This window comes from Rivularia sp. PCC 7116, assembly GCF_000316665.1.
Classification (GTDB): Bacteria; Cyanobacteriota; Cyanobacteriia; order Cyanobacteriales; family Nostocaceae; genus Rivularia.
In genome coordinates this window covers 75,442-88,919 of the sequence record NC_019678.1, presented here as the reverse complement: position 1 = coordinate 88,919, position 13,478 = coordinate 75,442, and the positions used below count along the sequence as shown (strand labels likewise).

Sequence of the window (13,478 nt, the reverse complement as noted above, 5' to 3'; positions counted from 1 at the left end):
AAGACATGTATAATCGAAAGCATTTGCAAATTTATGAAGAAACTAATTAAAGCTGATGTTTAATCATCAAGGTAATTAGCAGATTATATTTCTTGGGTTAGCGATAAAATAGTTGAGTATCGCTGTTCATAAAAACTAGCTATACAGATAGCATTTTAGAAGACTTTAAATTATGCTCCTGCAAGAAGAAATTGATAAAACAAGGCAAGAAATTCGTACCGATGGATATTCAATGTCTATTGGTGAGTGGATTAGCCTTTATCAAAATGATGAAATTGATATTCATCCGGATTTTCAAAGGTTTTTCCGTTGGTCAGATCATCAAAAATCAACCTTTATAGAATCAATACTTTTAGGAATACCAATTCCACCAATTTTTGTTAGTCAAAGAGATGATGGCGTTTGGGATGTTGTTGATGGTGTTCAAAGATTATCCACAATATATGAATTTGTGGGTATTTTGAAAACTGAAGGTTCTGAACAAGATAAATCGCCTGTTTCTTTGCAAAAAACTACCTACTTACCTTCTTTAGAAGGCAAAAAATGGGACGATCCAAATGACAAAGAAAATTCGTTTACTCAATCACAACGTTTATTAATTAAGCGAGCCAAAATTGCAGTTAATATTGTTGAAAAAGAAAGCGATGAAATGGTTAAATATGAATTGTTTCAGCGACTGAATACAGGAGGCTTAGTTGCTACACCTCAAGAAGTAAGAAATTGTATTCTTATAATGCTGAATAAAGATTTATATGAATTTATTAGGTCACTTGCTAATTATGAATCATTTAGAAGCTGTACTGCTTTAAGCGATAGACTTTATGAAGAGCAGTATGACATGGAATTAGTACTGCGTTTTATCCTTCTTTTTGATAAAGAAGAGGAATACCTTAAAAAGTTGAGAGGAGATGTTAGTAATTTTCTGACAGATGAAATGCGTGAAATGGCTCTCAATAAAGAATTTGATTATAGTCATATAAAAAAAGCGTTTAAACAAACATTTGATATTCTTGATGAAGCTTTAGGTGATGATAGCTTTAAGAGATACATTCCTGATAGAGATGATTTTGTTGGAGGCTTTTACTTGCCAGCATATGAAATAATCGCATTGGGAATTGCATACCACTATCAAAACCCACTTCAAACAAATGAAATATCGTCTCGGATCAAAAATATCTGGTCTGATAAAACTTATAGACAATGGTCGCTAATGGGACGAAATAATACAAGACGTTTTTCCCGTATTATTCCCCTTGGTAGAAAGGAATTTTCTCCCCAATGAAGCTTAGAACTGCCGAACAACTAAGTGATAAACTATCGAATGAGCTTGCTTGGCGAAAAAAAGAGCTTTCAGACATTAAATCCTTAATAGAAACTAAATTTTCTCTAGCCAAACATAATGCGTTAATTAGGAGTGGAATATGTCTTCTTTATGCTCACTGGGAAGGTTTCGTTAAAATAGCAGGAAATTCCTATTTAGAATACGTCAGAGTGAAAAAACTTTGCTATAAAGACCTTGCTAGTAATTTTTTGGCTTTGGCAATGAAAGAAAAGCTTGATGAGGCAAAAGAGACAAATAAGCCTTCACTATATATACCTGTTTGTGATTTTTTCTTAGACGAATTAAATCAAAGGTGTGAGCTGCCAAAAGATGTAATTTCGACTGCATCAAATCTCTCTTCCGAAATTTTTAAAGAAATAACTCATGTTCTAGGAATTGACTTTTCACCATACTCTACAAAATCAGTTTTAATTGATACTAAGCTTCTAAAGGCTAGAAATGAAATTGCACACGGTGAATATTCAGTCTTTGATAAAGAGCAGTATATAGAGTTACACTTAGAAATTATTGCAATGCTTGATATCTTTCGTAACCAGATAGAAAATGCAGCTATTAATAAAGACTATATGCGAAGTTGATTCTCATAACAGAAAATACAATTAAGAAGGAATATGACTATTAATTAAACTACTCTAGACTTACGCGATTGCCACAATAATTGCTTGGTGCCGTACACTCTCCGTCTTATGATAGCGTTCAGAATCAATCAGTGTACAAGCACCCTACAAGAAAACTATTAATTTAATACTAATAAATTTTATTTTACCTAACGTTGGCTAATAAAAGCCATCCCCCTTTCTAAAGCTTCCAAACGCGAATTAACTGGATTTTGTTCTAAAACCTTTCGCAAAATTTTTAATCGTCGCAATCTGTCTTCTACTATACCTCTAGCGCCGATAAGATAGACATTTCGTCTTCTTTCATAAGCTTCTTTGACCATATTTTCTATAGCTAAAGTTGCCGTCACCCCAAGATAAGGTACTTCGTTGAATTCCAAAATTAGAACATCGTAATCCTCTACAATCGACATTTGCTGCGAAATTGCTTTTGCAGCGCCGAAACTCATCGGACCACCAAGATGAATGAATAAAATACGACCATCTGCTTTATTTAAAATCTGTTCTTCTGCCAGACTCAAATCCAATTGATGAGCATCCTCATAAGGATTTGTTATTGCTTTTACTTCTTTTGCTTGTAAATCAGTTAAACGTTTTAGAGTAAATATATTAGCAAAAAATACCCCAACGGCTACAGCAGTAATTAAATCAACAAATACCGTCAAAAACAAAACCACGTACATCAATCCAGTTGCCCGCATTGATATCTTGTGAGCGCGTTTAAGAAAACTCCAATCAATAATATCTATACCAACTTTAATTAAAATACCCGCTAATACTGCATTAGGAATATCTTCTATTTTTATTAGTAAAAAATTTCCGCCACCTAGAACAATAATTAATAAAAAGAAAGCATGAACCATTCCCGATATAGGAGTTTTTCCTCCAGCACGGACATTAACAACGGTTCGCATGGTTGCACCCGCTCCCGGTAATCCCCCGAATAAACCCGCGAGTAGGTTTCCTATTCCTTGTCCGATTAATTCTCTATCGGAATCATGAGTTGTACGAGTAATATTGTCTGCAACCAAGGAAGTTAGTAGCGAATCGATAGACCCTAAAGTTCCCAGCATCAAACCATACTCTACCATCATTCTCATTTGGTCAAAATTCAATCGCGGTAATTGCGGTTGAGGTAAACCGGTAGGAATTTTTCCGATTACCGGAATGCCGCTATCAGGAAATACAAAAACCGAAATCAGCGTACAAACTACCAACGCTAACAAAGGTGAAGGAATGATTCGATTTAGTTTTGGAGGAGAACCAAATACTATAATTAATGTTAAGATAGCCAACCCCATAGCTATAGGATTGGAATTGTTGGCAAATTCAGAAAATTTTTGCAGCGATTCGATGACATTTGCCGAACCTTGATGTCCGAAAAACGGTCCGATTTGCAGAAATAAAATAATAAATCCAATCCCCGACATAAAGCCGGAAATTACCGTGTAAGGTATTAAAGTTATGTATTTTCCCAACTGTAGCAATCCGAAAAGGATTTGAAATGCTCCTCCCATCATCACCACAGTAAAGGCGATCGCCATACCTTCTGTTCCTGGGTTTTGGCTAACGAAGCTACCAAATACCGTTGCCATTACCACTGTCATCGGACCGGTAGGGCCAGAAATTTGGGATGGAGTTCCGCCAAACAATGCCGCAAAAAAACCAATAAAAACCGCACCGTATAGCCCCATAATTGCACCATTTTCAGGTGAAACTGAAACCCCAAATGCAAGAGCTAACGGTAAAGCAACAATTGCAGCAGTCAAACCACCAAACAAATCTCCGCGCAGGTTCCTAAAATGTAAGCCGTGAACAAGTTGCATAGAGATTACAATTTATAGAATACATATTATGGGCATTAGGCATGGGGCATTGGGCAGAGGGCATGGGGCATAGGTTATGAAAGTATTTAGCCTTCGATTTTTAACCTCTAACCTTTAACCTTTGACCTTTCATTTTCAACTTTTCCCAAGTCAAAGTTTACACCCACATTGCTTATATTGGACTGACTTATTTCAGAAAGTTTTTTTTAATAAGTTTAGACCAATAATAAGTTAAGTAATCAAGATAATTACTGAGCAATGTTTAATTGATTGAGGACAAATTTTATGTAATTATTTGTGGGAATAATTTAATATAAATTTGCTTATAAATACAATAAAATCCTATTTCGCTATAAATTATAATAAAGTTTACAGCAAACATATTGATTATCTATTTTTGTTAACTTAAATTCAAGAATAGCAAGTAATTTTTTCTTTGCCCTATGCTCTATGCCCAATGACCAATTTATTACAAACTAAATTCAGCAACATCCGAATCATCAACTTCTGTATTAGCACCTATCTTTGTAGGTTTAAATTCAGAATCATGAATTATTTTATTCAAAGTAATTTGCGGGTTTTGATGCAAAATATTTAAGACGCTGATAAAATCGCGAACAATTTCGCCGGGAGTTAGTAGAGCTTCAGCCCCTAAACGATTAACAATCTCTTGAACAAATTCTTTTAAATCATTCTTAGTTAAAGCTTTTTGATAATTATAGTTAAACGCATGTATATCGGCTAATTTTTCTAACAAGTTGAGGATTTCTGATTCACTTAAAGGATTTAGTTTAAGTACAGGCCCATTAATTTCTCGTACTCCTGCTTTAGCAACAAAACGACTTTCTTTTGTACGTCTTCTCCAAGCTGAATCTGAAAATAAACCTCTATTTGGATCTTCTAAAAACTTCACAGTACCGCCGATAATTACCCCTAAATATTCGGCTTTGCACTGCATTACATCGTTAAAAATAGCCAACAACCTGCTATAGTTCTTCTCGCGACTTGCTGTAGGAGATATCTGGTATAAATGCACCGCTTCATCTAACAAAACAATCAGCCCTTTATAGCCGATTTCAGCAACAAATTTTGCTAATAACTTGACGTAATCATACCAACTTTCATCGTCAATGATGACTCGTACTCCCAAAGCCGTTTTTGCTTCACTTTTCTTATTAAATTCTCCCCGCAGCCACTGCAATGCTGCATTTTTTAAATCATCATCATCCGAACGATAACCCCTCCAATAAGCAACAATTACGCTGCCAAAATCAAAACCGTGGACTAAATCTTCTATCTGTTGAACTACTTCTCTAATTTTCGCTTCTACGGTATCGTCAAAACCCTCATCATTGGGTTTCATGCCGCTGTTTTGAACTACTTCTTGCTGAATTTTATTAATCCATCCTTCCAAAATGGAAACAAAAGCACCACCATCAGGACGAGTTTTTGTCGCAAGACGACTCATCAATTCTCGATAAGTAGCTAAACCTTGATTATTGCTTCCGGCTAATCTTCTTTCCAAAGATAAATCCGCATCGGTAACAACAAAACCCAACTCCATGGCTCGATTGCGAACTAGTTGCAGCATAAAACTTTTACCGGAACCGTAATTGCCAATTACAAACCGAAATGCTGCTACTCCTTCTGCAATATCCTCAATACTCTGCAAAAGGCTTTTTAGTTCTTTGTCTCTACCTACTGCTACATTTTCTAACCCTACTCTGGGTACTACCCCCGCACCCAAGGAGTTTATCAAAGCTGTAGATACTTTTTTAGAGATTTTAGGCTTTGTCATTCGATTTTAGATTTTTTCCGGTTTGATTCCCAAATGAAATTCTATAGTAGGGTGTGTTGTCGCAGAGCGCAACGCACCATGATGGTAAAAAAATACTCGCAATTATGTAAATATAGCGGTTTTCAGTTAAGTGCAATACACTTTCAACCTCACCTTGTCCTGTCGGACATCCCTCTTCTTATTAAGGCTACGGTGTACACACAACTCGAAGATCCCCCTAAATCCCCCTTGAAAAGGGGGACTTTCAATCCAATCCCCCCTTTTTAAGGGGGGTTAGGGGGGATCTAAACGCTGTGAAACCAATATAGAAAACTTCTGTGTACACGGTAGCCTTATTAAGGAGAGGGAACGAGGGTGAGGTTGCTCCATCCAATTTTAAATTCTAGAGAAAGAAACCGTTGCCCATACAGCTATCTTTGAATATACAAAATTTATTGAAGGAGATTATAATAAGTAATTTATTTTATACCAAAAAATGTTTGATATATTTGGCGAATTGTTGGTCTCGGTTATTGTCTGGATATTTGTTGAAACAATATTTGATGGGATTTGCTATTTTACGGGTATGCTTTTGACTCCCTTGGTAACTTTTGGGAAATATTATCCTAGTAAAGCAATTAAAAACAAGGAATTGCGTCAAGCTAGCAGAGCTAAAGGAAATAAATTTATTTATGTAAAAGGTAAGAGAAAGTATCTAACTTCTGATGCTGTATCGTTAATTGGCATGGCATTTTGGTTGACAGTTATCATTGTCGCAATGATATTTTTCATCTTTTCTGCTAGCTAACTTGTTATAAAATAGTTTTAGTTTAAATAAAATTATTAAATTCAATTAAATCCAATTAAGTTAAACGAAATTATGAAAACAAATTATTTAGAAGACTATTTACTTTCCACACCTTCAGACATCGCGATAATTTTTTGAATATTTTCTTTGTATTCATCGTAGAGTTCGGGAATATCATTACTCGTTGCAATAATTAATTCACCAATCGTATCTTGAGCGCGCTCGTTAATCGAATCAATCAACAGATTTGGCATTGAAATATTTTGTTCGGCAATTTTCTTAATTTTAGAGTTAACTTTTACCTGCTCTAATATCGCCTTTAACACCTTTATTTCATGCTCTAGCAAACTTTGCTGCAAATCCTTCCACTCTTGCGGTAGTTCATCTGATGCTGGTTCAATCGAAATACTTTCTATCAAGTCAGCAAAGGGAAATTCTTCTGTTTCTTCCTCTGCTTCTGCTTGAGATATAGTTAGCTCGGGGTTCAAGCCTTCTAGTTGTTGCAGCAACTCCAAAACTTGGTTTTGCAACACATCTCTTTCTTCCTGAAGCAATGAAGTTTGCCCCTGCAACTCTTCTAACTGCTTTTTCTCTTCTGCTTTCTGATTTTTTAATAGCTTTATATCTGCTTTTAATTGTTCCTGTTTTTTATTTCTACTACTAAATAGCTCTTGTTGTTTTTTCTGCTCGGTTTCTAATTCTTCAACCTGTACTCTTAACTCATATAATCTTTCTTCTAACTGAGGCTTTAGTCTATCTAATAAAATTAAATTACTATCTAATTCTTCGCGCTGTTGAAGGAGTTCGCCAATTTTTGCATGTAGCTGGGTTATCTCAGATTTCGATACATTACAATTTAATTCCAAACGCCGCTTCTCGGCAGTAATATTAGCAAAAGAATTTTCCGCTTCTTGTTTGGATTTCTCTAAATTTTTAAGTTCATCCCGCAAATTAACAACTTCTGATTCTAAGTGTCTTTTCTGGAGCGCAAAGGTACTTAGTTCTCGATTGAGTGAATCTCTTTGATTGCGGCGATCGCCTACTTGATGTTGCAGTTGATTTGACTCTTGATGCAAAGCGCGACGCGTAGCTTCTAAGCGATCGACTTCTAAAGTGATGCCGTGCTGCACGCTTTCCAATTCTTGGATTCGCTTGTAGTAAGAATCTACAACCTGTAATTCATAATGTCTACGTTTTTTTTCTGCTTTCTTATCTACAATAAATGTTGCTGTATACGTAGCAAGTATAGTTATAATTCCCGTAACAATGGCAGTATAAAAATTCCACCAGGTAAAGACTAAAGTTAAACCGAAACTCACCCCGAAGGCAACTATACCTATAATAAATCGATTGCTGACCATAGAGTCTTGCATATTGCTTGTTTTTAGCATAGTTCATTTATCAAAATATATTGCCGATGTATGAAAGCTCACATATCTGACCCTGGCATCCGATAAACTAGTTTTGTTTCATCACTTCAATATGAGTATAAAAAAACAATTCATAAGTCAATATATCTACGTAAAAATAAAATAGATTTATTCACTTTTGTCTGTTTCGTTTTGAGCAAGATTCTTCTGTGCCTTCAAAAAATCTACAAATTGTCGCGCAGTTCTTCCGGAACGTCCGTTATGACGAGTTGCCCATTGCAAAGCCTGGGCAGTTAGTTCACTAGTACTAATTTCGATATTAGATAATTTAACCAAATGTTGAACGATTTGTAAATAAGTCTTTTGAGAAGCGGGTTCAAAAGTCAGAGTTAAACCAAAGCGATCGCTAAATGAAAGTTTTTCCTGGACAGTATCCCAAGCGTTGACTTCGTCGGCATCTTTAGGTTGGGGTCTGTCTGCAAAATACTCCCGAATCAAGTGGCGGCGATTGGAAGTTGCATAAACTACAACGTTTTTAGGTCTTGCTGTAATACTTCCTTCTAAAACGACTTTAAGCGCTTTGAAAGCATCATCATCTTCCTCGAAGGAAAGGTCATCAACAAATATGATAAATTTTTGTGGCTTGTTTCTTAAGCGTTCGACAATTAGTGGTAAATATTTCAACTCGGATTTTGCAACTTCTATCAAGCGTAAATTGCGTTCGGCATATTCGTTTAACAAAGCTTTGACTAAAGAAGATTTACCGCTACCGCGACTACCGTAAAGTAAAACGTGCAGTGCTAGTTGTCCCGATAATAAAAATTCCGTATTTTGAATCAAAGTTTGTTTCGGGGATTCATAAGCAACTAGTTCATCTAACTTCACTTCGTCAGGATAGCTTATACCGATAAATTCTCCCTGCTGCCAGCGAAAAGCTTGATATTCAGCAAATATACCCGTACCGTATTGGCGATAAAATGCTGTTAAATCTTCCACAGCATCAGTCCAATCTTCCAGAGTTCGTAATTTTTCTATCAGGGGCAATTGATAATTAGCCTGAATTTTCTGTTCTACATACCATACCACCGGTAATATAGGAAGATTGGCGACAGACTGCACCCATTCACCGAGGCTAGCAACGCTGCATTCATGAAAACTCTGCAATGCTTGTAAATCGTGTTTTGCTGCTGCAATTAAAGCTGGAGGTAAGTTTTCTAATTGAGATTGCGTACTAAAAGCGTTTTCAGAAGTCAAGATTTGTGAAATTAGATATTCTTCCCAATTTTGGTTTTTATCGGCGAGAACTTTGAAAAAATTACCGTAAGCCTGAAGACAGTCTCGGGCTTCAGAGTTAGGGTAGCGTATAGCCTGCAATAAATTAAGAAAAGCTTTGCCCACTTCCCCTTCAAAAACAGATTGGTAAAGTAAAAGAGATGCTGCTTGACGCTGGAGAAATTGAACCTTGGCAATCGCTTGATTATTCATTTATTTGCAGGGATTATGTAGATAAACGGAAAATTAAATATTTTCATTTTCCGTCTACGCACAGAACAATAGCTGGAAATCGCAACAGGTTTTAACAATGCAGAGCATTATCGCAGCCAGCCTATATGGCATTTTATCAATTATCGGCGGCATCATTGGTTATAAAACAGCAGGTAGCAAAGTTTCGCTGATAAGTGGAACAATTAGTGGTTTACTATTGCTGATTGCTGCCTACCTGCAGCTACAGGGGCAAGTATGGGGTTCGACTTTAGCTGTTATCATCACTAGTATTTTAGTAATAGTTTTTGCCGTTAGACTTACTAAAACACGTAAATTCATGCCAGCAGGATTGATGGTTATTTTGGGTTTGGTGGCATTATTTTCGATGTTGTCTCAATTGCTCTTTAGTGTTTAGGGGCAGCTGTTTGGAAAGCAATTCCACTTTCTACACTTAGTTAGTGATTTTGGATTGGGAATAGATTGGGAATATTAGTTGGGTGTTGAAATGTCTACATACGATCTTATTTACAAAACTGTTCGTCAAATTCCTGTTGGTAAAGTTGCAACCTACGGGCAAATTGCTGATTTGGCAGGACTTCACGGTAAAGCCCGCTTGGTGGGATATGCCATGTTTCAGGTAGATCGCGATGTTAATGATATTCCCTGGCATCGAGTTATTAATGCTAAAGGTGAAATTTCCTATTCAACCGTGCGTGAAGGAGGGGATTATCTGCAAAAGCAAATGTTGGAAGAAGAAGGTATTGAATTCAACTCAGCAGGAAAAATTAACCTTAATCAGTATCAATGGCAACCGAATTTTTGCTAAAGTTTATGTTTTGACGAAATTTCGATACAAAATGTGACGTAAAGTCTAATTGAGGAACTTTTAAAGCTAGCGGTGGGCGCTGTCGCCCTTAGTGAAGTAATTACGTTCTTTTTGCGTAAATCCTAATTGCAAATAATTGTAATTATTGAGTTGGTTTCTAAATCTTTTGTATTATAGAAGAAGATTGTATTCAAAGAGTTCTCATGATTTTTTAATTTACTTATTAAGAATTATTTCTATAATCAAATAAAGGTTAAATTCATAGTAAGATTAAACTTCGCAAATATTGTGTAGAAATATTGCAAGATGAGAATAATGTACAGCTATTCTAATATAGGTTTCGCAGAAAGCTGATGGTTTTGCGTAGAATTTTGGGTATAGACGGTTGTTGATAGTCTGCAAAGAGAATTATTAGGCTACGATTAGAGAAAAATAATTGTATTCTTCCGGAAAGTGTGTAAAAGTTCTTGTACTGTGTGAGTGTTAGCTGTTGTATTAGATAATTATATTAATGTTTGTTAATCTGCTGGCTGTTCAAAAACGTAATCTTGGGAAACGAACAGGCATTAAAAGGTTAAAGCACAAATTTCTATATTCGCGTAAGTAAAAATTTGAATAAAAATTAAAGATTTCACCGTTTAAACATTGTGAAATTTGAAGCGACAGTAAAGAAATTAATGGCATTTTGGCATGTATTTGTCAGAGAAATACGATATTACTAAAGCGTAGTCATCGTTTTTTAAGATTCCCTAAAAAAGGGGCTTCGCTGGGGAATGCTGCCATTGTTTAAGCCAAAACCAAAAAAAGCTGACTTTAAAGGAATCTAAGGAAGTAACAAATATAATGAAACTTTCACTGTCTTCTCAAAACGTTATCCAGTATCTGCAAGAAGCAGGTCTGAGTAGCTCAGAAGATGGCGCAACCGCCGATGCAGATTTGCCACACAGTAGTAGCCGTAAGAATTTAAGTATACTGGTTACTAAGAATGGCGATCGCAAGCTTTTGGTAAAACAAGAACTAGCCCAAGAATTTAACGGTATCCCCTGTGAGTTCTATAATGAATGGCTGTTTCACCAATTGCTTGAATCATTTCCGGTTCTCGGCAACATAAAAGCGTTATCTCCGCTAGTAGTACATTACGATGAGGAGAACTCTATCCTCGTGCGTAACTATCTTTGGGAATACCAAGGATTGGCAAGCTATTACAGGCATAACCTATATTTTCCGCCAGAACTCGCAAACTCCATCGGCAATACTTTAGCATCATTGCATCGTGCGACTTTTAAACGTCAAAAGTACCGTGATTTTATGGCAACTGCTCCAGCTGGGCAGATTCGCTATCAGTATTTTAATCCGGCACAGGGCATCGATTTTCTAGAACCCTCGATTTTTGGCAAAGTTAGCAGTAGCGGGCTTTCGTTCTACTCTAGCTATCAAAAATATGACTTTCTAGAGTCTGCAATTGCCGATTTAGCAAGCGCATGGAATCCTTGCTGTTTAACCCATAACGATTTAAAACTAGAGAACGTTTTAGTACATTCTCGTTGGCAGCATCTGGATAATGTAGATGTGAAGATGATTGACTGGGAAGCTTGCGGTTGGGGCGATCCCGCTTATGATTTGGGAACTTTACTAGCCGGTTACTTAAAAATTTGGTTAGAAAGTTTAGTTGTGGATTCAACTTTAGAGTTAGAGGAATCTTTGGAATTAGCGGCTATTCCGCTGGAGATTCTTCAACCTTCAATGTTGGCTTTAACTGAGTCTTATCTGAAAGCTTTTCCGATGATTCTGGATTATCGTAAAGATTTTATCCAGTCGATTATCAAGTATGCCGGTTTAGGATTAATCAATCAAATCCAGGATAAGATTAACAAACAGCAAAATTTGCATCAAACCAGTTTAATTGCTTTAGATTTTGCCAGAAATATCTTAACTAGAACTCCAGAGTACGTAGTAGACATTTTCGGTAAATCAGAATTACAAATTCTGAAACCATTTGTAAAATCTACTAAGGTTTCTGTTGTGGAAAGAGAGAATAATTTGATTCCTCTTTTCTACGAAAAAACTCGTCTGCGCGGGTGTTAAGTAGCAAATATTTAGCAATTGACAGATAGCAGTTAACAGTAACCAGTTTTTACTGGTTGCTGTTAACTTTTCTTTTCTCCACAGGGCTGCATTTATTTTAATAAACTCTTGATTCGGAAATCTACATAAACCAGCCATGATAACTTCTTATAAAAACTCTTTATCGAATACTTTTTTAGAAATTGCTCATAAAATTGAAATAGAATCTAATTTTTCTATCATTCATCCGGATTATCAATCTTTTAGTTTACCGCCTTTAATGGCAGAAACCCTGGAAAAAAGTTCCACGGCATTGCAAGATAAATATCTCAATTTACTCCTGCGTAATTTTATTTACGGTATTTATTACAACAACTCGTTACAAAGTGTATTAGCAGCAAATATTAGCAATCCCAACCTTTTATTACATCAAGATTTAGAAAATAATTGTGTATTTGAAAGAGACACGAGATTTTACAATCTACTCCACGAAAACAATCAAGGTACGGGCTATTTAGATTCCGATTGGAGGGTGGTACGGCAAGAACCCGATGGCAGTTTTGCCGTCACTAAAGGTGGTTTGACGCTGCATGTTGAAGAAAATGATTTAGAGCCAGCTGCCTTATCCAGTAAAGTTGATGACTTAATTGCTATCCGACTGCCTAAAAATCGTTTAAATAATGGCTTTTATTTAGCAGTGAGTAACTCAGGTAAACAACAGCAAGATGATTTACAAAATGTCTGGAGCGATTTAGATGCTATCGGCATATTTTTTAACTTAAACCCACAAGGGGCTATTGCTTTAATGCATAGTCTCACAGACAAACTAAACAATCTAGAAATCCCCTTTACCTTTCAAGTTCCCCATCATCCTTTAGGTTGCGATCGCTATGATTCGGGGATACTGAATTTTCAAAAGCAAAACTATTCGATAGTGCAAGAGTTATTAAAAGAAATTTACATAGATAATCAAGCTAATTTTCAACCAGAAGTACCATTATTTAGCAAATACTTAGCACCAGGGTTAAGTGTAGCCGAACAACCCATAGAAAAGCCCCTTAACAAACAAAGTTTTGGTGTAAATCGCTGTCAAATTATTGCAAACGCTTTACTAGAAGCTTGGGAAAAGGGTATCGAGTCACCCCAAGAAAAATTAAATATTATTTATCAGCATTTTGCTTGGAAGTCAGTTGATTTAGAATGCCCTTACCTAAATTCAAACTCTGAAGATATTTATGATTGGTAATTGATAATTGGGAATGGGGAATGGGGAATTGGGCATTGGGCATTGTACATTGGGAATTGGTAATTGGTAATTAATAACTTTCTACCCCCTCTTCCCCCTCTCCCCCTCTTCCCCCAA

General features: G+C 36.1%; 11 protein-coding genes. 7 read left to right on the top strand and 4 right to left on the bottom strand.

Annotated features, from left to right (window positions below):
* The first annotated feature begins 172 nt into the window (after nt 1–172).
* Together RIV7116_RS00375 and RIV7116_RS00370 are read left to right on the top strand one after the other, a co-directional pair.
* Complete coding sequence (locus RIV7116_RS00375) at nt 173–1,282, top strand: DUF262 domain-containing protein (protein ID WP_015116265.1); 1,110 nt, start codon at nt 173–175, stop codon at nt 1,280–1,282.
* A complete protein-coding gene (locus tag RIV7116_RS00370) occupies nt 1,279–1,920 on the top strand; it encodes an MAE_28990/MAE_18760 family HEPN-like nuclease (RefSeq protein ID WP_015116264.1) in 642 nt (213 codons plus the stop codon). The genes RIV7116_RS00375 and RIV7116_RS00370 overlap by 4 nt, the downstream gene beginning before the upstream one ends.
* A 188-nt stretch (nt 1,921–2,108) precedes the next feature.
* Here RIV7116_RS00370 and RIV7116_RS00365 read toward each other — a convergent pair whose 3' ends face one another.
* Together RIV7116_RS00365 and RIV7116_RS00360 are read right to left on the bottom strand one after the other, a co-directional pair.
* The gene (locus RIV7116_RS00365) at nt 2,109–3,785 is read right to left on the bottom strand and encodes a SulP family inorganic anion transporter (RefSeq protein ID WP_015116263.1); all 1,677 of its coding nucleotides are present in this window, start codon (nt 3,783–3,785) and stop codon (nt 2,109–2,111) included.
* Between the two features lie 469 nt (nt 3,786–4,254).
* The gene (locus RIV7116_RS00360) at nt 4,255–5,583 is read right to left on the bottom strand and encodes an ATP-binding protein (RefSeq protein ID WP_015116262.1); all 1,329 of its coding nucleotides are present in this window, start codon (nt 5,581–5,583) and stop codon (nt 4,255–4,257) included.
* 475 nt (nt 5,584–6,058) lie between these two features.
* On the opposite strand from RIV7116_RS00360, the gene RIV7116_RS00355 reads away from it, so the two are divergent.
* Nucleotides 6,059–6,370, top strand: a complete 312-nt coding sequence (locus tag RIV7116_RS00355) for a hypothetical protein (RefSeq protein ID WP_015116261.1) — start codon at nt 6,059–6,061, stop codon at nt 6,368–6,370.
* A 95-nt stretch (nt 6,371–6,465) separates the two neighbouring features.
* On the opposite strand, the gene RIV7116_RS00350 is transcribed toward RIV7116_RS00355, so the two are convergent.
* Together RIV7116_RS00350 and RIV7116_RS00345 are read right to left on the bottom strand one after the other, a co-directional pair.
* Nucleotides 6,466–7,743, bottom strand: a complete 1,278-nt coding sequence (locus RIV7116_RS00350) for a tellurite resistance TerB C-terminal domain-containing protein (RefSeq protein WP_015116260.1) — start codon at nt 7,741–7,743, stop codon at nt 6,466–6,468.
* A 165-nt stretch (nt 7,744–7,908) separates the two neighbouring features.
* On the bottom strand, nt 7,909–9,225 hold the full coding sequence (locus RIV7116_RS00345) for an ATP-binding protein (RefSeq protein ID WP_015116259.1): 1,317 nt from the start codon (nt 9,223–9,225) through the stop codon (nt 7,909–7,911).
* Between the two features lie 97 nt (nt 9,226–9,322).
* Here RIV7116_RS00345 and RIV7116_RS00340 point away from each other — a divergent pair, with 97 nt between their 5' ends.
* The 4 genes from RIV7116_RS00340 (at nt 9,323) to RIV7116_RS00325 (ending at nt 13,361) form a co-directional block, all read left to right on the top strand.
* Entirely contained in the window at nt 9,323–9,640 is a 318-nt protein-coding gene (locus RIV7116_RS00340) for a TMEM14 family protein (protein WP_015116258.1), read from the top strand.
* 90 nt (nt 9,641–9,730) lie between these two features.
* On the top strand, nt 9,731–10,051 hold the full coding sequence (locus RIV7116_RS00335; protein ID WP_015116257.1) for an MGMT family protein: 321 nt from the start codon (nt 9,731–9,733) through the stop codon (nt 10,049–10,051).
* 843 nt (nt 10,052–10,894) lie between these two features.
* Nucleotides 10,895–12,136, top strand: a complete 1,242-nt coding sequence (locus RIV7116_RS00330; RefSeq protein WP_015116256.1) for a phosphotransferase family protein — start codon at nt 10,895–10,897, stop codon at nt 12,134–12,136.
* A gap of 136 nt (nt 12,137–12,272) precedes the next feature.
* Nucleotides 12,273–13,361: a T3SS effector HopA1 family protein gene (locus RIV7116_RS00325; protein WP_015116255.1), complete on the top strand. Its 1,089-nt coding sequence runs from the start codon at nt 12,273–12,275 to the stop codon at nt 13,359–13,361.
* The last annotated feature ends 117 nt before the right edge of the window (nt 13,362–13,478 follow it).